Origin of the sequence: Psychromonas sp. SA13A (assembly GCF_011378715.1) — a bacterium.
Lineage (GTDB): Bacteria > Pseudomonadota > Gammaproteobacteria > Enterobacterales > Psychromonadaceae > Psychromonas.
Map to the genome: position 1 here is coordinate 30,662 of NZ_WTKU01000003.1, position 22,492 is coordinate 53,153.

General features: G+C 37.0%; 21 protein-coding genes and 1 tRNA gene. 5 read left to right on the forward strand and 17 right to left on the reverse strand.

The genetic code is table 11. The annotated features are described in order from the left end of the window. Positions 1–56 precede the first annotated feature (56 nt). Complete coding sequence (locus GQR44_RS04205) at positions 57–410, reverse strand: hypothetical protein (protein ID WP_166369595.1); 354 nt, start codon at positions 408–410, stop codon at positions 57–59. A gap of 262 nt (positions 411–672) precedes the next feature. Here GQR44_RS04205 and GQR44_RS04210 point away from each other — a divergent pair, with 262 nt between their 5' ends. After that, positions 673–1,800: a M14-type cytosolic carboxypeptidase gene (locus GQR44_RS04210; protein ID WP_166369597.1), complete on the forward strand. Its 1,128-nt coding sequence runs from the start codon at positions 673–675 to the stop codon at positions 1,798–1,800. A 122-nt stretch (positions 1,801–1,922) separates the two neighbouring features. Here the strand turns inward: GQR44_RS04210 and GQR44_RS04215 are convergent, their stop codons facing one another. Both GQR44_RS04215 and GQR44_RS04220 read right to left on the reverse strand, forming a co-directional pair. After that, positions 1,923–3,179 carry a leucine-rich repeat-containing protein kinase family protein gene (locus GQR44_RS04215; RefSeq protein WP_166369599.1) on the reverse strand — a complete coding sequence of 419 codons (1,257 nt, stop codon included), beginning with the start codon at positions 3,177–3,179 and terminating at the stop codon, positions 1,923–1,925. A 25-nt stretch (positions 3,180–3,204) separates the two neighbouring features. Continuing rightward, positions 3,205–3,819: a LysE/ArgO family amino acid transporter gene (locus tag GQR44_RS04220; RefSeq protein ID WP_166369601.1), complete on the reverse strand. Its 615-nt coding sequence runs from the start codon at positions 3,817–3,819 to the stop codon at positions 3,205–3,207. Between the two features lie 238 nt (positions 3,820–4,057). Here GQR44_RS04220 and GQR44_RS04225 point away from each other — a divergent pair, with 238 nt between their 5' ends. After that, positions 4,058–4,954, forward strand: coding sequence for a LysR family transcriptional regulator ArgP (locus GQR44_RS04225; RefSeq protein ID WP_166369603.1), 897 nt, complete (start codon positions 4,058–4,060; stop codon positions 4,952–4,954). 134 nt (positions 4,955–5,088) lie between these two features. Here the strand turns inward: GQR44_RS04225 and GQR44_RS04230 are convergent, their stop codons facing one another. After that, the gene (locus GQR44_RS04230) at positions 5,089–5,535 is read right to left on the reverse strand and encodes an Rrf2 family transcriptional regulator (protein WP_166369605.1); all 447 of its coding nucleotides are present in this window, start codon (positions 5,533–5,535) and stop codon (positions 5,089–5,091) included. Positions 5,536–5,714: 179 nt separating this feature from the next. On the opposite strand from GQR44_RS04230, the gene hmpA reads away from it, so the two are divergent. Next, entirely contained in the window at positions 5,715–6,905 is a 1,191-nt protein-coding gene (hmpA, locus tag GQR44_RS04235; RefSeq protein WP_166369607.1) for an NO-inducible flavohemoprotein, read from the forward strand. A 76-nt stretch (positions 6,906–6,981) separates the two neighbouring features. Here the strand turns inward: hmpA and GQR44_RS04240 are convergent, their stop codons facing one another. Both GQR44_RS04240 and GQR44_RS04245 read right to left on the reverse strand, forming a co-directional pair. Further along, positions 6,982–8,625 (reverse strand): response regulator, encoded by a 1,644-nt coding sequence (locus GQR44_RS04240; RefSeq protein WP_166369609.1) that lies wholly within the window; start codon positions 8,623–8,625, stop codon positions 6,982–6,984. Between the two features lie 330 nt (positions 8,626–8,955). Continuing rightward, positions 8,956–9,039 (reverse strand) — tRNA-Tyr (locus GQR44_RS04245). Positions 9,040–9,164: 125 nt separating this feature from the next. On the opposite strand from GQR44_RS04245, the gene GQR44_RS04250 reads away from it, so the two are divergent. Both GQR44_RS04250 and GQR44_RS04255 read left to right on the forward strand, forming a co-directional pair. Next, positions 9,165–9,740 (forward strand): VC2046/SO_2500 family protein, encoded by a 576-nt coding sequence (locus GQR44_RS04250; protein ID WP_166369611.1) that lies wholly within the window; start codon positions 9,165–9,167, stop codon positions 9,738–9,740. 277 nt (positions 9,741–10,017) lie between these two features. Further along, positions 10,018–10,641, forward strand: coding sequence for a DUF3332 family protein (locus GQR44_RS04255; protein ID WP_240923556.1), 624 nt, complete (start codon positions 10,018–10,020; stop codon positions 10,639–10,641). 191 nt (positions 10,642–10,832) lie between these two features. Here the strand turns inward: GQR44_RS04255 and purU are convergent, their stop codons facing one another. From purU to GQR44_RS04310, 11 genes are all read right to left on the reverse strand, one after another. Beyond that, entirely contained in the window at positions 10,833–11,672 is an 840-nt protein-coding gene (purU, locus tag GQR44_RS04260) for a formyltetrahydrofolate deformylase (RefSeq protein ID WP_166370008.1), read from the reverse strand. 28 nt (positions 11,673–11,700) lie between these two features. Then, positions 11,701–12,165 carry a YchJ family protein gene (locus GQR44_RS04265; protein WP_166369613.1) on the reverse strand — a complete coding sequence of 155 codons (465 nt, stop codon included), beginning with the start codon at positions 12,163–12,165 and terminating at the stop codon, positions 11,701–11,703. 97 nt (positions 12,166–12,262) lie between these two features. Beyond that, on the reverse strand, positions 12,263–13,933 hold the full coding sequence (gene asnB, locus GQR44_RS04270) for an asparagine synthase B (protein WP_166369615.1): 1,671 nt from the start codon (positions 13,931–13,933) through the stop codon (positions 12,263–12,265). A gap of 207 nt (positions 13,934–14,140) precedes the next feature. After that, the gene (locus GQR44_RS04275) at positions 14,141–15,757 is read right to left on the reverse strand and encodes a cation:proton antiporter family protein (protein WP_166369617.1); all 1,617 of its coding nucleotides are present in this window, start codon (positions 15,755–15,757) and stop codon (positions 14,141–14,143) included. 331 nt (positions 15,758–16,088) lie between these two features. Further along, on the reverse strand, positions 16,089–17,819 hold the full coding sequence (locus GQR44_RS04280) for an SEL1-like repeat protein (RefSeq protein ID WP_166369619.1): 1,731 nt from the start codon (positions 17,817–17,819) through the stop codon (positions 16,089–16,091). A gap of 266 nt (positions 17,820–18,085) precedes the next feature. Next, complete coding sequence (locus GQR44_RS04285) at positions 18,086–18,547, reverse strand: hypothetical protein (RefSeq protein ID WP_166369621.1); 462 nt, start codon at positions 18,545–18,547, stop codon at positions 18,086–18,088. A gap of 258 nt (positions 18,548–18,805) precedes the next feature. Beyond that, positions 18,806–19,057, reverse strand: coding sequence for a class I ribonucleotide reductase maintenance protein YfaE (gene yfaE / locus GQR44_RS04290; RefSeq protein WP_166369623.1), 252 nt, complete (start codon positions 19,055–19,057; stop codon positions 18,806–18,808). A gap of 13 nt (positions 19,058–19,070) precedes the next feature. Beyond that, on the reverse strand, positions 19,071–20,216 hold the full coding sequence (gene nrdB, locus GQR44_RS04295) for a class Ia ribonucleoside-diphosphate reductase subunit beta (protein WP_166369625.1): 1,146 nt from the start codon (positions 20,214–20,216) through the stop codon (positions 19,071–19,073). A 111-nt stretch (positions 20,217–20,327) separates the two neighbouring features. Then, positions 20,328–21,137, reverse strand: a complete 810-nt coding sequence (locus tag GQR44_RS04300; RefSeq protein ID WP_166369627.1) for a sterol desaturase family protein — start codon at positions 21,135–21,137, stop codon at positions 20,328–20,330. A 2-nt stretch (positions 21,138–21,139) separates the two neighbouring features. Then, positions 21,140–21,793 carry a CDP-alcohol phosphatidyltransferase family protein gene (locus tag GQR44_RS04305; RefSeq protein ID WP_166369629.1) on the reverse strand — a complete coding sequence of 218 codons (654 nt, stop codon included), beginning with the start codon at positions 21,791–21,793 and terminating at the stop codon, positions 21,140–21,142. A gap of 21 nt (positions 21,794–21,814) precedes the next feature. Beyond that, positions 21,815–22,492 carry an ATP-binding cassette domain-containing protein gene (locus GQR44_RS04310; protein WP_166369631.1) on the reverse strand — a complete coding sequence of 226 codons (678 nt, stop codon included), beginning with the start codon at positions 22,490–22,492 and terminating at the stop codon, positions 21,815–21,817.

The following is a 22,492-nucleotide window of genomic DNA, read 5'->3' on the forward strand; positions in this document are numbered from 1 at the left end:
TGGCGCTTTAGAGACGATGCTATTTTAACTAGTTTTTATTATTTAGGTTTACCCTATTAGGGCTGTAATAAGAGGGCGGCAATAAGAGGGGATGAGATTAATAGTATGGCCATCGATAAAAATAGATACACAACGACTAAAAATAGTCTGTGTTTTTTTCGGTTGTAGGGTACTGGTTCGCCTGTTAGTAAGTCTGTTTGATAGTAGTATTTAGCCGTCAACATTCCCACTAAACAGATTAAATAAGCACTTAATAAAACTAATGCCCAATAACCATCTATTTTCACTAAAAATCCTGCTAGTACGGGCAATAAGATGGCTGCACCCATGCACATTAACCAGAGGGTTAATATAGAAAAATCACTTAACCATTTAAACTGGCGGGCTAATAATTTGGGAAGGTATTCCATTATATTTCCTGTTCATAGGTTAACGGTTTTAAAAGTGATGTTATGTTTTTGTACATTTAGCTATTTTCTATATTTAGCTTTTTTCTACACTCAGTCATTTTTGTAAGCATTACTTATTCTGAGTTGAGATCACATATCTAATTTATGGCGTTATTAAAAACACTTTCCCTAGGCGCTTGCCGTGGGATCGTTTATGCTATTTATACTCTTGAAATATTATGGGTATCAACTCTTCAAAGCAACTTATTAAAAAGGAAAGACTATGCGTATCACTGCTAATTTCGATGCAGGCAATATTGAAGTTATTAATTTAGATGATAAAAAAGATATTCAGCTGGCTATTCGTCCTGATGTTGGAAACGAGTTCTTTCAGTGGTTTAACTTTCGCATAGAGGGTGAGGTTGGTGAACAATATATTCTTAATATTCTCAATGCTGGTCAAGCCTCTTACATTGAAGGCTGGGAAAACTACCAAGCGGTAGCTTCCTATGACCGTCAACATTGGTTTAGATTACCAACATTTTATAAAGATGGAAAACTCACTATTGTCGCCGATATGGACTGCGAAAACATTCAGATTGCTTATTTCGCTCCCTACAGTTATGAACGTCATCAAGACTTATTAGCGGCAGTGCAGATGCATCCATTAGTCAGTTTAGAGCATCTTGGTGAAACCATTGACCAACGTGATTTAACCTTGGTTAAAATCGGAGACGGGGATACTAATAAACGTAATATTTGGATCACAGCACGTCAGCATCCTGGTGAAACAATGGCGGAATGGCTGGTGGATGGGCTCTTACATAGTTTGTTAGATAGCGATAATTCAACTGCTAAATTATTGTTAGATAAAGCGAATTTTTATGTGGTGCCAAACATGAATCCTGATGGCAGTGTGCGTGGACATCTGCGTACTAATGCTCTTGGTGTGAATTTAAATCGTGAATGGTTAAACCCAAGTTTAGAAAAAAGCCCTGAAGTATTTCATGTTGTGAATAAGATGAAAGAGACTGGTGTGGATCTATTTTATGATGTTCATGGCGATGAAGCTTTGCCTTTTGTATTTTTAGCTGGCTCTGAAGGTGCTCCAAGTTATAATCTACGACTTGCTGGATTACGTGAACGTTTTTCTGACGTACTTAAACTAGCCAGTGCCGATTTCCAATCTCAATTTGGTTATGACGTTGATGCGCCAGGTGAAGCAAATATGACCGTGGCAACTAATTGGGTTGCAGAACAATTTGATTGTCTTGCAAATACTTTAGAAATGCCATTTAAAGATAACGATAACTTACCCGACCCAACCATGGGTTGGTCGCCTGAGCGTTCAATAAAACTAGGTGAAGCATCTTTAGTAGCAATGTTAGCTGTGGTTGATGATTTACGTTAATTTCCGCTATTGGAAGTGTTGAATATAACGTATCAAATGAGTCGTTTACAAAGGCGACTCATTTGATTGCTGATTAAGTTGATTACTATTAATAAAAATTCAGGATAAAAACTTAGCGTATTCTAACTTTTGAGAACACGCTCCTTTAAAGTATGATAATCCTCTGTGTGCCTATCTTTGGTAACACAAATACTGAGTAAATCTGCAATAAAATGAATTAATGCACGATGCTCTATCCCTCTAATCACAGTTTGAATTTCAGGCGTTAGCATGTGGTACATACTAGCGGCACCAAAATCTCCAAAAATAATATTAGCTTCCTGATCAAATAAAGTATTGTGTGCATACAAGTCACCATGACAAACCTGATTATCATGCAAGTGTTCAAATACTTGTTGCATTTGATCTACTATTTTTTTAATCGCAGTTATCGGTAGGCTAAACTCTGGATCAAAGGTATCGCGAGTACAAGTGTTAAAATCCGGTGGCAACCCTAAGTTTTTAAAGTGTGTTGGAATCAATGCCATGATCAATGCTAGATAACCCTTTTCATTAACCTGTGCGATAGACTGAATAAGGTTGTTATGACCACCTACTTTTAAACAAGCTTGTAATTCATCTTGAGGATAACCATCACTAGTGACTTCGCCTTTGAATACCTTAACTGCTACCTGTTCAGGAAAGTCACAGAGAGTGGTTGCAGTTGTTTCATGCCATTGTGCTTTATAGATAACGCCCGATGCGCCCTGACCAAGTACTTCTAATAACGTGTAATGATCCGATGATACTTCGGGTACAGTTTGAATATGCAAATCGGTTTGACAAAAAGGATTACCAGCAAAAGCAAACCAAGCCAGTTTAGGCAGCGTTAACAACTGTTTTGGAAATGTGCTTAGTTGATTGGCTGAAATACGTAATAACGCTAAATTCTCTAATCTACTAACACTTTCCGGTAGGTGTGTTAAACGATTGCCTGCTAATGCGAGTTTTTGCAAACGAGGACGCTCGCCTAATGTTTCTGGCAAGGTAACTATCTGATTATCGGTTAAAATTAACCAACGTAATAACAGAGGTAATGAATTTGCTGGTACCTCTTTTATTTGGTTGGCTTTAAAACCCACCATTTCTAATAATGGGCATGCCCCTAAGGCAACGGGTAATACTTCAAAACAGTTGTTAGAGGCAAAAATAATCTTCAGTTTAGTGAGTTGAGATATTTGCTCTGGCAGTGTGCTTAGTTGATTATTGGATAGATCTAATATCTCCAAGGTATCTGCGAGTGTTAAAATTTCCATTGGAAATTCAGTTAATTTTTCAGAAATTTGTAGGCGTTTAATACCTATTAATTGACCTGCTTTCAGTTGTGCAATGGTGTGCAAATTATTTCCTCATGAGCGTAAATCATTATTTTATTAGCACATAATATAATAAATAAGCTGCTAATACCCACATCAGAATAGCGATCACAAAATCAATGATCTGTTGGCTTTTCGGTTTGGATAAAATAGGTGCTAGTTTTTGACCCAATAAAGCCAGAGCAAAAAACCATATAAATGAAGCACTCACACCTCCTAATACAAACCATGGGCGTTGTTCAGCTGTTAAGTTGGCGGCAAAACCACCTAAAATGACAATAGTATCAATGTAAACATGCGGGTTTAAGATAGTGAATGCACAACAGGCAATTAAAATAGCTTTGAACCCACGGTTTTTATGGTCGGTAGTGAGGTTATTACCACCCTTAAATGCGCTTTTAAAACATAAAAAACCGTAATAGGCCATAAATACAGAACCGATAACGCCAATACTTGTTAATAACCAAGGGTAGGCATTAAATACTTTTGCCCCTCCCCATACACCCGCAGACATAAATACGGCATCGGCAATAGAGCAGAAACTGGCAACAAATAGGTGATATTGACGCTTAATACCCTGGTTTAATACAAACGCGTTTTGCATTCCAATGGGCATTATTAAAGTCGCCATCAAGGTGAGGCCGGTAAAATAAGTGCTTAACATAATTACTCATTAATAATGATTATCTGAAAGAGGGCGTTACTATAAATATTTTATTGGTGTTAGTATAATTAATGTATTTAATATTAGATTAGTTTTACTAATGAAGTGATCATGTGAACAAGTCATTCTCTGATTAGATAATGAGTCGTTTGCGTAAGGTGAGTGCTTGAGCTAAATAGTGAAGCCCAGCATTTAAGTTCTGATCTTGGGTTATCGTTTCAAACAAAAGGTGTAAGTGATGGATTTAAGTAATATCGATTATAAATTACTAAAAGCACTCGATGCAGTGGTAACCGAGCAAAGCTTTGAGCGAGCGGCCCAACGCCTTTTTATTACCCAGTCTGCAGTATCGCAGCGTATTAAGTTATTAGAAAAACACTTTGGCGAGCCATTATTAATTCGCTCTTCACCACCACAGTCATCCAATCTCGGACGCTTGCTATTAGGCCATTATCAACGCGTTTTACAATTGGAAGTGGAGTTAAATCAGCAGCTAGATCTGCAAAGTAACAAGGTACAAACCTTACCTTTGGCGGTTAATGCAGACAGCTTAGCGAGTTGGTTAATCACTGCATTAAGTCCATTGTTACAGGAGAAAAATGTACAGCTTAATTTGTTTGTGCAAGACGAGTCGACTACCTGGGAAAGAATGCGCAGTGGTGAAGCATTAGCTTGTTTGAGTAGCAAAGCTAAGGCGATTAGTGGTAGTGATAGCCATTTTTTAGGTTATATGGAATATGTATGTGTTGCCAGCCCTGAATTTATTGATCGATTTTTTAAACAGGGAGTCAATAAACAAACTTTACAGCTTGCTCCGGCCATGTCTTTTGACCAAAGCGATGATATTCATTTAGCTTTTTTACGTGAACATTTTCAATTACAAATGGGGCAATACCCTTGCCATACAGTACGTTCATCTGAAGCTTTTGTAGACATAACATTAGCCAGTGGAGCTTATAGTTTCAACAGTATATTTAATGTTCAAAGCCACTTAAAATCTGGTCGATTGATTGATATTTTGCCTGACTATAAGTTACGAGTTCCCTTGTACTGGCATTGTTGGCAGTTAGGAGGAGAGTTGATGCAACAACTAAGCGAGCAAGTAATAACCTATGCTAGGCAGGTATTAAAGTAGTAGTAAATAGCCCTTAGCGTTTCAGCTTGTTAGTTTTTTTGTCTTTCTCTTTTACCTTTTGTCTTTGGCATCTGGATGGCTATAAGTTCAGCTATTATGAATGTAATTGCGTTATTTATGACAATTACTATTATTTATGACAGTTTTAGCTGCCACACATCATTATTTTCTTCGATGCAAATATCCGCAAGTGTATATTTTTTCAATTCTTCAATAAAGGCATTCATTGCTTTATCTAAAATAGGTTTTACTAAGCAAGCACTTCTTAGTCGACAGGGAGGTTCGGCACAGTTGACAGGGTCCAATGACTTTTCCATTGCTTGTACCACCTCACCTAAGTTAATTAAGTGAGCGGATCTGGCCAATTTTACGCCACCACTTTTGCCTCTAACCGTTTCAATAAAGCCTGCTTGCCCCAAGTGTTGCACGACCTTAGTAAGGTGATTAAAAGAGATATTAAATACCGACGCAATATCCGTTGCTGTCGATAATGAGTCTTTCCCATCCTGCATTTCAATATATCGTTTTTCTAAATAAATCAAAACGCGAATTGCATAGTCCGTATGTTTAGTTAACTGCATTTTAATCCTTTGCACGCCGATAGGCATCGAGTGTGTTTATTATTTCAAGCGACTCATGCAAAGCGAGTGACTTTTAGTGAAACTTATTATGCATTTAGTTTGCATGTTTTAAAAGAAGCATTTAAGATGCGTATTATAAATTTTAACAAGTATTTTAAATGCAACTTATGGGGTAGGTCATGTTAACTGATAATGAAATAAAAATAATTAAAGCAAGTGCACCAGCATTGGCAGAGTATGGCGAGCAGATCACTGGCCGTTTTTACCAAATTTTATTGCAAAATAATCCTGAACTATGCAATATTTTTAACATGACCAATCAAAAAACGGGCAATCAAAAACAAGCGTTAGCAATGGCTGTATATGCCTTTGCAAAGTACGTTGATAATTTATCGGTTATTTTAGGCGATGTTGAACGCATTGCTCAAAAGCACGCGAGTTTAGGTATTAAAGCTGAACATTACCCATTAGTTGGCAGTGCTTTATTAGCTGCTATTAAAGAGATATTAAACCCTGGTGATGAAGTGCTTGCTGCTTGGGCAAGTGGTTATGGTTTGTTGGCTAATGTGTTTATTGAGCGAGAAAAAGAACTGTATCAAGAAAGTGCTGAAAAAGAAGGTGGTTGGGTAGCAACGCGTGAATTCACTGTTGTTTCAAAACGACAAGAAACGCCTTTAATTACATCATTTTATTTGCAACCTACAGACCAAGGTGCAGTGAGTCAATATGAAGCAGGACAATATATAGCATTGCATTTACATCCCGTTGGCCATCAGCATCATCAAATTCGTCAATACAGTCTTTCGGGCGCTTTTGATGCTAAAGGTTATCGAATTTCTGTTAAAAAAGAAGCAAGTGAGCAGGGTGAAGGCGTTATTTCTAATTACCTACATAAGCAACTCAATGAAGGTGATGTTATTCAAGTGTCTAATCCCTATGGTGAGTTTGTATTAACAGCTTCGCAAAACCCAGTGGTATTGATCAGTGGTGGTGTTGGTATTACGCCAATGCAAGCAATGTTAGAAACACTAGTCGTTGATTATCCGACTCGAGAAGTACATTTTGTACATGGTGCGCTAGATCAAGAGCATCATGCCTTCAAACCCTATTTAGATAAGTTAATCGCAGATAATAAAGCTAACGGACATCTTTTTTATCAACAAGCTGGCACTGTCAATCAAGGACAGCATCAAGGCATGATCAATATGGAAACTATTAAAGCAGACTTACCAATGGCTGAAGCTGAATTTTATCTGTGTGGTCCGTTAGCGATGATGAAAGCTGTTTATCAACAACTTAAAACCTTACAAGTAGCCGATTCGCAAATTTTCTATGAAGTATTTGGTCCAGCTAAAACATTAGCCGATTAATGATGTTTATGGCCTGCTTTATCGATTACAAGATAAAGTAGGCTGAGCATGCACTTATTTTTAAGTGCTATTTAAGCTACTTAACCTTTGCTCGAATATCTGCTAACTCTTGTTGTAATGCTTTTAAACGTTTTGCATATTGTTCAGGTAGGTGCGTATTATTAAGCAATATAAAACTATTTTGACATTGCTTAATTAGTGCTTGATGATCTTTTCGCTGCGGCATTTCTTGCAGCATTTTAATAAATACCTGAGAGCGGTTTAATAATGCCCCGGTATTCACTGGCTCTAATGCTAATGCTTGATCAAAGCTCTCAATTGCTTGCGAGAATTGTTTTTCTCTAAAAAACTTAATACCTAATTTATTATAATTAGTGAAACTGTTAATACGGTTATCAAGTAATTCGCCAGTATGTTTTTTAATACTAAGCTGAGTACTTTGATCTACAATATTACGTTGCTCAAGTTCAGCTAAAAAAGGGCTAGCCTCTTCAAATTCTCCTATATCTAGCAATGAAAATAAACTTTCAGTTAAAAAAGTGGTATCAAAATCTGCAACTTCTTCAGTCGTATTGCTTAAAGTATTAAATATACGGCGCTTTGCTTTTAATGGTTCATTAAGTGCTAACAGCACATTCGCCTGATATATTTGGTCAAAACCATCAAAATTAAAATCTTTATTTTTACCCTCTTCAAAGCGACTTTGGTAGAGTGTTGAAGCTACTTTTTTTAATATATCTTTGCGCTTTTTCATATCATCTTCTTTCTTTGCAAAGGCAACAATACTGCGCAAATAATTGGCAAGATGACAGGGGTCAGGATAAAACGAGTTACGACTTAAGTGCAAGATAGAGGCATAACTGCTTAGCATTAAAATGTATTCTTCCATTTCCGTGGCTAATAATGCCACTTCCTGATGGCGTTCAATACTATGATGAGTTGTTGTCGCCGCGTGGCTTAATATATTCAAGGCATTTTGCAATTGCCCATCATGTTTGTAAGCACGGGCTAACCATTGATAAGCTTCCATTTGCATCGGCGCATAGGAAATTAAGCGCGTTAATACTTCAATAGACTTTGTATAATCTTCCTGTAAAAAATATAACCTACCTAAACTGATGCTCGGGTGTACTAATGGTCTTAGGTCTACCATTGGTTTCAAAATTCTTTCTGCATTACTAAATTGCCCCATTTGAATATAAATGTCAGCTAATACATTTTTACATAGGGCACGAAATTTAGGTTCTGCATCAATCTTTTGTTGGCAAAGTGAAATCGCCACCTCAAACTTATCATTATTGACTGCTTCATTTATTTCCTGCAGTACTTGCTTTCGTTGCATTGCTGCTGTGAGACGATTACTTAGTTGTATAGGTGAAAATGGTTTCATTAGGTAGTCATCGGGCGATTTTTCCATGGCAGTCAATACCATTTTTTTATTACTGTCCCCGGTGATAATGAAGCACAACGCATGCTCAGGTATTAAGTCATTTCGCTTCAGGTAATCAAATAATTGCACTCCATTTTTACCGCCACCTAAGTTGTAGTCCAACAGGTAGATGTCAAATTGATCAAGGTTAGTTATACGCGCCGCTTGCTCTGCAGATTCTGCAAACGTGATGTTTTCTGCCCCCTGATTAGTGAGCATTGCTTTAAGCATTACATGGAATGCTTTTTGGTCATCGACGATGAGTATTTTTTTATTACGATAACTAAACATTGTGAGGATCTTTAATTAATAACAAAAAGTAATAATAAAGCATTTAATTTTGCACCATTTATACACTAGTTAATGAACTGCCAACTGCTAAGCACAGCTTAATATTGATAATTATTAGTTATAAAGCACTTAATTCAATTACAAATGTAACAATAATTAATACCAACCACTTTATCAAATGATTGATTAACATTCAGTAAAGCAGATCAAAGACTAAAGGCAAGGCAATAATAAAAACAGATAAATTTTAGTGAATAAAAAATAGTAGTTAAATAGAGATAAATAAAGGGGATTTTATATATTTGCAATGAAGTTGCATGGGGAGTGAAATGGTGGAGGGAGGTGGATTCGAACCACCGAAGCTTTCGCGACAGATTTACAATCTGTTCCCTTTGGCCACTCGGGAACCCCTCCGTTATTTCGAGTGAGATAATATCAGAAAAAATTCGCTTGTGAAGAAGAAACTTTAAAAAAACATTAAATAAAATCAATTTGTTGCCGATAAAGAGAATACTTCAACAAGGAATCTTTCTTTTAGTATGAATATTGAGCAACTTAATCAACAGATAGTAATCAACGAGTGGCAATTAGGACAGCAGCTAAACACTGCTGTGCAAAATGGCACTCGTGATAAATTTAATTTGTTATTAAGTTTGTTATCCGATGATGCGCGTGATTTTGCGCAATTCACTGGGCGAGTTGAGCAAAGCGAAGTAGAAAAGAAGATTGATCTACGCGCTTATTTTGATTTGCCAAAAGCACAACCTCTAGTTAATACTGGGCCAAGCGCGAATGTTTTAGCCGAGTTGAACAGTGACTTACATAATAACAAACTCACTGATATTCGTTTTAAACAACTGCTGGCTAATGAAGCATTATTATCAAAGCAAGTCAGTGGCGAGTTCCCTGATGATGTTTTAGACAACTTACCTCTTTTGAAAAAACAACGCGTAAATGCCGCTTATCAATCAACACTCTCGGGTTCTGTAAATGATAAAGAGGTGAGTGCCTACGCTACTGATGCATCCTCTCCGATCGGTATGGATGTGAGTTTATTAGATGAATATAAAAACTTAGACTTAGAAAATAAACCGTTACGCGTACATTACGCTTAAGTTGCGTTTAGATTCATTTAATTATAAATAATGATAGTTTTTATTACAGTCTCGATTTTTTACTTGAACTGCTCGATCTTTGTTAATGACCCTGTAAATAATTTTACCTATCACCTTCTTATTATATGAATATTTTTATTGGTTAGAGATTAATACTGGCCGCTCTGAACTTGATGTTCAATGTGCGGTCATAAATTCAAGTTTTCATTTTAAAGTATAATTAATACCTTAAAATATCTTATTAATTATAATGTTATAAATCAGGATAAACGTGTTTATGGGAAGTAAAATAGCTAAATTCGCAACTAAATTCGCAACTAAATTCACAACTAAAAGAGCCACTAAAACCACGGCGATGATAGTGATTGTTGGCTCTCTAACCACCTCATTGTCAGCTTGTGTGGGTAGTAATGCAGTGACTGACAAGGTGATGCAGTTCAATTTGGAAGTGGTAGACAATCGCTATGGTCGTGGTGGTATTAATATTCTATTGATCCCTGTGTATGCATTAACACTGGCTGTTGATGTTGTTATTTTTAATGCACTTGAGTTTTGGACAGGTGAAAACCCATTAAATGGCGAACCACATATTTTTGATTCTAAAGTTAAAACTATGTACAAAGTGAATGAAAAAGTGGACCCTGCCTTAACTAGACCCCCTCTAAAACCATTACAAAAAACACAAGTGGATCATAACTCAGCTGAAAAATCGGTGTATTCGATGCAAGTTAATCCAGTTAATAGTAAAACAATTGATTATAATATTGTTTATACAAATGGTGAAAAAGCGGTATTACGAGGAGAGAAAGTAGGGGAATTAGTGACTTTTTCTTTAAATGGTGAGTTTGTCACAATGGCTTCGCTTGATGAATTAAGCGACTTTATGACACCAAAGTCTTAATACTAATAACGCTAAATAGTTGATCTATTGTTTAGTGACCAATTACAAACAAAAAAACCTTAACAATTGTTAAGGTTTTTTATTATCAGCTATTGCTCGCTTTTTACTCTTAAACGGAAAGCTAGCTATACAAGACAACTATACAAGACAACTATACAAGACAACTATAAAAGAGATAAGTATAAAAGCTATTACCTAAAAACAACGGTGCGGTTAGCATATACAAATACTTTATCATCTAACACTCGTTGTAATGCGCGGCTTAATACTGATTTCTCTACATCTCGGCCTGCTTTTGCTAATGCTTCCGCATCATAAGCATGGTCAATATGTGCTACATCCTGAGTAATAATAGGACCTTCATCGAGGTCATTATTAACAAAATGCGCCGTTGCACCAATGATTTTAACACCACGGTCAAACGCTTGCTGATAAGGTTTAGCACCAATAAAAGCTGGTAAGAAAGAGTGGTGAATGTTAATTAATTTGTTGGCATAGGTTTCAACAAAATTTGGCGTTAAAATACGCATATATTTAGCTAAAATCACGTAATCCGGTGTATACGGTGCAATCGCTTCTAATACCTTTTGTTCGTGCTCTTCACGTGTAAGACCGTCATGGCTTACTGTGTGGTAAGGAATATTGAACTTAGTGACTAAATCTTCTAAGGTATCGTAATTCCCAATTACCGCAGCAATCTCTACATCAATACCGCCATAGGTACTTTTCATTAAAATATCACCAATACAATGTGCTTCCTTAGTGACTAAAATAACAATGCGTTTACGTTGGTTTGCACTGATCAAAGAGCGAGTAGAACCCTTTGGTAGATTTAAATCTAAATCTGCTAATAGCGTATGGTCGTTAAAAATGCCTTCAATCTCTGTGCGCATAAAAAAACGATTATATTGATGGTCAACAAACTCATCATTCTTAACGATGTTTAATTGGTGTTTTTGACAGATATTAGTAATTTGTGCGATTAACCCTTTTGAGTCGGGGCAATTTGTTAGTAATGTTTTCTTTTCCATTATTTTCTCTATTGGTTCAATTTTGCTGTTAAGCACAGCATTTTTTATATTTTTTGCCACTACCGCAGGGGCATGTGTCATTGCGCCGTATCTTACCTGATCTTTCACTAGGATAAAAAGTTCCGTCGCAATAAAGCCATTGTTGATGATCTTTCACAAAGTTAGAAAGTTCGTGATGGCAACTTAATTGTCCTTGATCTTCATACCAAGCTTTAAATTCTACGGTTCCCGTATCTGCAGCCATTGTTGTATTAATAATATCGAGGCGTTTCCAATCTAATGACTTTTCAGATAATTGTGCCACGGTTAAATCACCTCGATAATCAAGGTGATAGGTCGAGAATAAATATTCACCGAGTTGTAAGCAGAATGCGCTAAAACGAGATCGCATTAATTGTTCACAGGTAGCTGGCTTTTGTTGTAGGTCATGAAAGGGTTGGCAGCAGTCTTGATAGATTTTTCCACTACAACAAACACAAAGTGTATTCTTCATTTCTCTCTTTCCTATAAAAGTCCATAAAAGGTCAATAAAAAAAGCCCATAAAAAAAGCGCTCATTGAGCGCTTTATTGTATCAATCAATAATAATACTTATTTTTGTGCGTAAGCGTCATTATGGATGCCTGCAGCACGACCCGAAGGATCTGCATTATTTTGGAAACTTGCGTCCCATGCTAATGCTTCAACCGTTGAACAAGCAACAGATTTGCCATGAGGAACACATTCTGCCGCACTGTCTAGTGGGAAATGGCCTTCAAAAATACTACGGTAGAAGTAAGCTTCTTTAGTATCTGGCGTGTTAATAGGGAATTTGAACTCTGCTGCAGCAAGTTGTTGATCCGTCACTAGCGTCGCAACATGCTCTTTTAGTGTATCAATCCAGTTGTAACCAACACCGTCAGAGAACTGTTCTTTTTGACGCCATAATACTTCAGGTAATAATTGACCATCAAAGGCTTCGCGAAGAATATTTTTCTCAATTTTACCGTCTTTGATCATTTTAAGTTCAGGGTTAGTACGCATTGCTATGTCTAAGAACTCTTTGTCTAAGAAAGGTACACGCGCTTCAACACCCCAAGCGGCCATTGATTTGTTAGCACGTAAACAGTCAAACATATGTAGCTTGCTTAATTTACGGTTTAACTCTTCATGGAACTCTTTTGCATTAGGCGCTTTATGGAAGTATAAGTAACCACCGAATATTTCATCAGCACCTTCACCAGAAAGTACCATTTTAATACCCATTGCTTTGATTTTTCGTGCCATCAAGTACATTGGTGTAGAAGCTCGAATAGTCGTTACATCGTAAGTTTCTAAGTGGTAAATTACTTCTTTTAATGCATCAATACCATTTTGTACGGTAAAGATAATCGGGTGGTGAATAGTACCTAGTTCATCAGCAACTTTTTGTGCTGCTGCTAAATCAGGTGAACCTTCAAGACCAACAGAGAAAGAGTGAAGTTGTGGCCACCAAGCGCCAGTTTCATCATTGTCTTCGATACGCTGTTTAGCAAATTTTTGCGTGATTGCAGAAATAACTGATGAATCTAAACCACCAGATAATAAAACACCGTAAGGTACATCACACATCAATTGACGTTTAACAGAATCTTCTAGTGCTTTACCAATTTCAGCAGCACTGCCACCATTATCTTTAACTGCATCATATTCCATCCAATCACGAACGTAATATTTAGTTAATTCACCGATTTCACTGTCTAAGTAATGCCCTGGTGGGAACTCAGATACTTTTGAACAAATTGGTGTTAAAGCTTTCATTTCAGATGCAACATAGTAGTTACCATGCTCATCCCAACCTTGATACAAAGGAATAATCCCCATGTGGTCACGGCCGATTAAGTATTTGCCTTTTTCTTCGTCATATAAACAAAAAGCAAAGATACCGTTTAGATCATCTAAAAACGCATTACCTTTCTCTTCATATAAACCAAGAATGATTTCACAGTCTGATTTAGTTTTAAATTGGTAACCACAAGTTAATTCAGCTTCTAATTCTTTGTGATTGTAGATTTCACCATTAACCGCAAGTATGTGTGTATTATTTTGATTGTATAAAGGCTGTGCACCATTATCCACGTCAACGATAGAAAGACGTTCATGAACAAGGATCGCTTTATCAGAAGAATAAACACCAGACCAATCTGGGCCACGATGACGAAGCAGTTTTGACATTTCAATTGCTTGTTGGCGCAATGCGATAGGATCGCTTTTAATGTCGAGCACACCAAAAATAGAACACATAAGGTTACCTTTTTTATTGTAAACGGGGATTAAAGTAGCCCGTTACTTCTTGAATTACTTCTAAGCGTAAGATTATTAAACAATTCGCTTAGTGATCAAACTAGATCAACATATTGAGGTTTATGATTTTTGCAGAATAAACATCAAAAGTCACATGAAATCAGTACAATTTAGTAACAAAAAAAACTGATTCCATAATATTTGGTTCTATAAGTCGAGTTTATAGGGACTATCCGGTAAAACGTTCTCCAAATCTGACCAAACATGGCGGGCAAAACCTGCTCCGGCTTCTTCGTACATGTTAAAAACTAAATGCACGCCTAATTCGTTTAATTCGACTTCATCGGTTTTATAGTGCGCTAATGCGGCGACTTTGAAGGTATGACCATCAATTTTATTTAATTGCTCTGCGGCATAACGATTACCATTATGGTCGGGCATGGCTAATAAAATTAACTTCACATTGTCTGTAAGTTGTAATTTGCTCCAAAAATCTGAATCCAATGCATCGCCGGTGATCACGCGACGACCTGCTTCACGATGTTGCACGGTGGTATGATGGTTGTAATCAATACCCATCACTTTTTCACCGTAGGTATCTTTTAATGCGTCGTAAGCACCGACACCAATTCGGCCCATTCCCATTACTAAGATTTGAGCATCACCAACACGAACTGGTCGATCATCTTGATGTAAACGCGTTGATTGGTAACGTTTTAAGGCTAAGCTATAACGCATATAAAGCGCATCAGCATATTTATTTAATAAAGCAGAAATAATAAAACTCAGGGAGACAGCAATGGCAATAATAATTAACCAGTCCTGACTTAACCAACCTTTATGAGTTGCTAATGATGCGACAATTAAGCCGAACTCACTGTAATTGGCTAAACTGAAAGCAGCGAATAATGAGGTACGTGAACGTAGTTTAAATTTACTTAAGGTTAAGAAGTAAAAGATGATTTTACCCGCTAATAAAAGGGATAAGATACCAGCGACCATAAGGTGATCAACGTTAGGCAGACCAGATAATCCAATACTTAAAAAGAAACAAACCAGAAACAGCTCTTTTAAATTAAACAATGACCGAGCCATCTCTTTAGCACTAGGGTGACCTGCTAGCAGCATACCAGCAATCAAAGCACCTAAGTCAGCTTTCATACCGACACTTTCAAATAACCCCGCACCGACCACTAACGCTAAAAAGAAACCATATAGGACCAGTAGTTCACCATGCCCAGCCTTGTCTAATAGTTTATATAAAATAGGTCTGATTAAAGGTAAAGCCAGTAACCCTAGTGCCCACAAAGAGGGGATTTTTCCGACTGAAATAGTTAAAAATAGTACCGCAAAAATATCCTGCATGATCAGGATACCAATGGCGATACGACCATAAAGAGAGTTACTCTCACTCTTTTCTTCTAAAATTTTCACCGCAAATACGGTACTGGAAAAGCTTAATGCAAAGGCGATGAGGACAATGCCTGCAATATCTAACTCAGAGAAAAGTGAGACACCAATTTGTTTGATCGCAAATAGCAATAACGTATAAAACACAATACTGGAAACAAGGTGGATAGTCGTTCCTGCCCACACTTCGGATTTAAATAAAGTGCGAATGTTGAGTTTTAAGCCGATAGAAAAAAGCAACAAGGTCACGCCTAAATCTGCAAACGTTACTAAAGCATCGGTGGATTCAAAACCAAAAAAATTAAGGCTAAAACCGGCTAATAAAAAACCAACCATAGGCGGTAGTCCGGTTAAATTAATTAACATTCCAAAGCTAAAGGCAACGCCTATAAAGAGTAATATTGTGCTATCCATGAGTTCTCTTATTGTAAATGGGTGATTGTTTTTATCTGAATTTAAGTTTTTAAATCATTTTCAGTATTGTTATTCAACATCTTTGAAATTTTAAGTCTTATTTTTTTATAAATATGTATTGTAAATATGCGTCGTAAATATATTTCTAAATTTTAGTGTCACCATTGTTATCTTTGTATTTTTTCATAAGCATGAAGAAAAAGGCATTACTTTACTTAAATAAATTTATGACCTTATTGCGACATAGTTTATGAGATTGGTGTAGCTAGGACAACGACTCATTGCTTGAGAGGTCAGTACTCTTATCTGCAAATCGCATTTAAAAGTTCACTTAAAACAATGTCATTGGAGTCGAAGTTGTTGATTCGGATTGTTGTTCTGATTCAGGCCTGAATGCATGTTCCATTGATTGTTGCTGTTGGTTCTTTTGCAATTGCAGGTTTTGCGGTTGAATATATTCAACAAAAGTAGTGGTATCGGGCCAGAAACGATATACGTTTAATATAATACTGTCTTTCAGTGTCCATTGAAAACTCGCTTCACCTTTAAGTGCTTCACCAATAGATAAGTGGGGTTGCCCATAACGTTCAGTTAATTGTTGTTTTATTTTACCTATCAATGCCGGATTATTACGGCCAACAAAAGTATAGGTAGCTTTGACGAATTGATTTTCTCGTGTGTAGTTAATGTTCAGCTCACTAGAGCCTTTGATCATGGCGCCGGTAAAATAACGATCTGCCCATTGACTATTATCTTCTGACAAAACTTTAATCGATTGCTGCTTTATTTTTTCACGTAATAAAGCGCGGTCGGCACAACTGATTAACTCAGAGAATAATAAAGTTGTCGCGGTAGCTAAACATTGCTCATGGCTTACTAGTTTTTCTAACTTTGTTTTTGCCCAAGTCTGCGATGCTTTTTTATACAATGCTATCGCTTCAGCTTTGTTAACCTTAGTAAAAATGCCATGTTCATAAAAGTAAGCTAATTTAGCATGCGCTAATTTAAAATCTAATGCGGAAGCATATTGATAATTTTTAAATGCCTTCTGTAAGTTTCTACTTATATCATGTGGATAACCAGAAGTACCATATTCATATATTTGTGCCAGTTGATAATAAGCTTGTGCGTGGTCACGGCGCGATGCTTGCGTATACCATTCTATAGCCACCTGAATATTTTTAGCGGTGCCTTTACCCATCTGTGATAAATAACCAAGTCGATATTGAGCATCGGTATTGCCTTGCAATGCCGCTTGACGAAACCAAACTAAAGCCTGTGGGAAATTTGCAGGTGAGCCTTGTCCTAGTTCTAACAATCGCCCTAATTGATAAGCTGAGGGGGAATAACCGTTATTAGCAGATTTTGTATAAAGCTGAATAGCTTTAGGGTAGCTTTGCTTTTCTCCTAAGCCTTTTTCATAAATCATCGCTAATTCATATTGAGCTGCAAAGTTTTTTTGATTCGCGGCTTTTTGATACCAATAAATGGATTTTTTATAGTCTTGCTTTATGCCTAAGTTATTATCGGGAGGGCTTTGATATAACTTACCTAAGCTTACTTGCGCATTAACATGACCTTGTTCTGCAGATTGTTGATACCAATAGATGCTTTGTTTGATGTCCCGTTCGGTGCCAATCGCGTTGAAATAATAATCACCCGCTTGGTATTGTGAAATGGCATCACCTTGTTTTGCAGCGAGCAAAAAATAGTGCAGTGCTTGGCTATAATCTTGCTTAATACCAGCTCCTTTAGCATACATGGTCGCAGTTACATATTGTGCAGCAGGGTTACCTTGCATCGCTGCTTTTTGATACCAATAAATTGCTTTTTTGAAATCTTTTGGCACACCTTGTCCACTTTCATACATCCAACCGATTGTATATTGAGCTGCAGGGTCGCCTTGTGTTGCGAGTGGAAGCCAGATTTGTACTGCTTTTTTATAATTTCCAGACTGCGCTGCTTCATAGCCATCGGTGAATTTAGCTTGCGCGAAAAGGTGTCCTGAAAAACAGAACAGTAAAATAGATGAAATAAGTAAGAGGGGTACTTTCAGCATCATGCCGATGATAAATTCCATGTATAAAAAATTGATATCATTTTATTATAACACTACCCATTTAGTTAGGCTTATTTATATTTATTTAATGAGAAGTAGTATCAGTCAAATTAATATTGGTCAGCTCATTAATTTTATATCAAAAATCAGTTTACCTTGCTGATTTTTGTATCTTTAAAGGTAACGAGTATAAACTCTCTCAATGAAAATATGAGCAAAAATATCCAGAGTTTGAGCACTAATCATTGCTTAAAAACAGCTGATGTTATTTATATTAAGGGCTTGTTTTGAATTGAGGTAATTATTTTTTTAATGTCTTCTTCTGATAGGTGCTTGGTCGCTTTATCTAAATCGCTATTTCCAAACCAATCATGGCTTATTGATGCACCTTGTTTAATGGTGTGTATGACTGAATCAGCAGACAGATATAAGTTGTGGATTATAAGAGGTTGTACCGAAAAGGTATCCCCAGTATTGGCTATTTCTAAAGACAATACGCCATCAATTAAACTAGCCACGGCCACCCAACCTTTTTGTACAATATATGTTTCTTTAATCGCTTGATGATGATGGCTGTTTTGCCAGACCCCATGCTTTGCGTTTACAGTTCGTATATAGGAACTTCCATCCTCACTTATTAATCTAAAGCGCAGCTCTCCACTTTGCATTTTTTCGTGTTGAAATGTGATCCCATAATCACTTGTTGCAATGTTATTAGTAATTTTAGCCATAATTATTCCATTTAAGAAAAGCTTTAAAGAATAACTTTATAATACCTTCAAAATACCAATCCTACTAAATAGATGCTCAATATTGTTGGTTAATATTACATCGTTTTTGCTTAATTAGTCTGCTAAAAGCAGAAGGCTCTGGGCCTAAATCGTTATAATGGTTAGCTCTGATTAAATGTGAAACTTAGTATTATTGTTCTTCGAGTGAAATAGAAGGGGGGGAGTTGAGAGATAAAGAGCAAAACAGCATGTGTGCTGTTATTGACTCTTAATACAGATGTCGTCTTCGCTTTTGCTGCAGCAGAGTAATACTTCACCATCTTTCAAATAAGCTAATGGGAAATCGCTATAATTTGCAGTGCCAGCTAGCAAAATAGAACGGCAAGCGCCACAGTGCCCATCTCGACAATGAAACTCAACGGACACCGCTTGAGACTCTAAATTCTCAAGCAATGTCTTGTTCGGATCAAGCGGGTAGGGTTTGCCGTTATAAGTCAGTGTTGATGACATTTTTTAAACTGTTTTACAGTTCAAAAGTACTAAGATCTGCACTGTCCACGGAACTGTTAATTTGTCCTACTAAGTAAGAACTAATTTCTGCTTCCTGCGGTGCAACTTGTACATTGTCACTGACTAACCAATGGTTAATCCAAGGGATTGGGTTACTTTTAACTTCAAAGGGTGCTTCATAACCAATCGCTTGCATACGTTGGTTAGCAATGTATTCAACGTATTGACATAAAATTTGTTCATTTAAGCCGATCATTGAGCCATCTTTAAACAGGTATTGTGCCCATTCTTTCTCTTGCTCAGCGGCTTTCATGAAAATAGCGCGACCTTCAGCAAAACACTCTAACGCTATCTCTGCCATTTCTGGATCATCTTTACCGTCAGCCCATAGATTTAACATTTGCTGTGTAGAGTTCAAGTGTAACGCTTCATCACGAGCAATCAACTTGATGATTTTTGCATTACCTTCTAATAAATCACGCTCAGCAAAAGCAAATGAACAAGCAAATGACACGTAGAAACGGATCGCTTCTAAGGCATTCGTTGAACAGATACATAGATATAATTTTTTCTTAATATCACGTAGTGTTAATGCTTCTGTTTTACCTTGAATATTGACGTATTTTACTTCCGTTTGCTCAAATCCGTGTAACTGCATGAATTGCACTGCATGGATAAGTTCATCGTAATAAAAAGAGATATCGATAGCACGTTTTTGAATCTCATTATTATTAACAATATCTTCAAATACTTCATTCGGGTCAGTAAATAGGTTACGTAAAATATGCGTGTAACTACGGCTATGAATTGTTTCTGAGAAAGCCCATGTTTCAATCCAAGTTTCTAACTCAGGTAATGAAACAATCGGTAGTAGTGCAACATTTGGGCTACGGCCTTGAATTGAATCCAACAGCGTTTGATATTTTAAGTTAGAGATAAAAATATGCTGTTCATGATCCGGTAGATTTAAAAAATCGATGCGATCACGGCTAACGTCAATTTCTTCTGGACGCCAAAAGAAAGACAGCTGTTTTTCAATAAGCTTCTCAAATACCTCAAATTTTTGTTGATCGTAACGAGCCACGTTAACTGGGTTACCAAAGAACATAGGTTCTTTCATAGCATCGTTGGAAAGGGTTGAGAATGTTGTATAAGCCATGTGACTCTCCGTCAGAATTCTAATTTCGCGTATCTTAACAACTTACTACGATCCGATCACGGCTTTAGTTTAATTTTGTTTTTATTTTTAATGCAAAAAAATAATGCAACCTTATTTTTTGTGCTTAAAAGGCATAGTCAATAATCCCCACAAATTTGCATTGTCTTTTGCATCTGGAAATTCTGTGATACCAATATCGATCTCCAAATCGGGTTTAGTGGCTTGTGCAGAATAACTACCAAATAATCGATCCCACCATATGACACTGAAACCATAATTCGAGTTACTTTCTTTAAATAACTGGCTGTGGTGAATACGATGTAATATCTGAGTCATTAAAATTAATCGTGTTATTTTCTCTACTTTTTTAGGTAAGCGTATATTGGCGTGATTAAACAAAGCAAACCCGTTTAATAGCACTTCAAATAAGATAACCGCATAGGCTGGAATGCCTAAAGTCATGATTGCAATTGCTTTAATAAACAGGCTCGCAACAATCTCTAATGGGTGAAAACGCAACCCTGTACTGGCATCTACATGTAAATCTGCATGGTGTACTTTATGTAGTTGCCATAGTAAGGGCACTTTATGAAATAATCGATGCTGCCAATAAATGAGCATATCTAACAACAGTAAACTGAAGGTAATAGTTAGCCAACCTGGTAGTTGAACAAGATTAAATAACCCCCATTGCTGTTCAGTGCAATAAAGTGCAAATCCTGTTAATCCAAGGGGAAGGGCTAATCTCGCGGATAAACCGGAGATAAAAACAATACCAAAGTTACCGATTAAACGTGTTGTTTTTGTGGGGGCTGTTTTTGTTGTGGGTAGCTGTCGTGCAGGGAAAGCATGCTCCCAGCCTATCATTACCGCTAATATAGTAAAAAATATACCTAGTCGAATAAGTGCATCATCAGCCATGGTTATTTATCCTGCTCTTTGCTTTGTTGAGCATCCGTAACAGTATGACTTTTTAACGTTTGGTAACCGCCATTGATGCGAGTAAAAATAGTGATCGCTCCTAAAAAAGCAAAACTGTAAGCCAATTCAGGAAAGTAAGCTGGCCATAAACAAAAAGCCACAAAAAAGGCGATAGTTTCTGTGCCCTCGGTCAAACCATTTAAAAAATAAAAACTCTTATTAGCAAACTGTGGACGTGCTAGGTTTAATTTTTCAGCGGGAATAGCAAAGGCTAAAAAGCTTGAACCTGTGCCAATAAAGACGGTTAATAATACCGATGCGGCTAATGCATTTTGAACCGGATCCGCTAAAGCAAAGCCTAAGGGAATAGCAGCATAGAACAAAAAATCGACACAAATATCTAAAAAACCACCCGCGCTACTACTACGTTGTTGATAACGAGCCAGCGCACCATCTAAACCATCAAAGACACGATTAAGGATGATCATCACTAAAGCTGCTGTCCAAAGTTGTGCCGCTAATAAAGGAACCGCTAATAAACCAATAACAAAACCAACCACGGTAATTTGATCCGCGTGTACACCACGTTTATCTAGTTGCGTTACTAAGGGCATTAATAAGGGTTTGATGTAGGGAGTGACAAATTTATCTAGCATCTCTTTTCCTATTATTTGGTTTTATGAAGCGACTTCATTTAAAGATACAGTATCTAATGTGATCACTTTACCCTGTGCTGCAAGCGCATCACTTTGGTCATGTGTCACCATCACCGCAGGTAAGCTATAACGCTGTATTTGTTCAAACACTAATTGGCGCGTTTCTTGGCGCAATTGGCTATCTAATTTACTGAAAGGTTCATCTAATAAAATTGCTTTTGGTTTGCTTAATAATACACGTAACAAAGCAACTCGCGCTTGTTGACCACCCGATAATTGTTGTGGACAACGTTTTTCCATGCCAGCAAGACCTACTTGATTTAATGCTTCGCTAATTTCATCTTGACGCGTTTGTTTATCACCCTTAGGCATCGCAAAGGCAATATTGCCTGCTACGGTTAGATGCGGAAACAATAAAGGATCTTGATATAACAAACCAATATGGCGAAGGTGGCTTGCGGTATTAGTGATATCTTGGCCATTTAAATACAGCTCTCCAGTGGCAGTAAAATCGCTGGGTAACATGCCTACTAACCAATTTAACAAGGTCGATTTACCACTACCAGAAGGCCCCATAATGGTTAGCACTTCACCGCCTTTAACTTCTTCATTAAGAGATAATAAAGACGTTCCTTGTTGTTTCAATTGCAAGTGACTAATGTTCAGTGATGGTATTTTCTGAGTCAATGTTGATTTCAT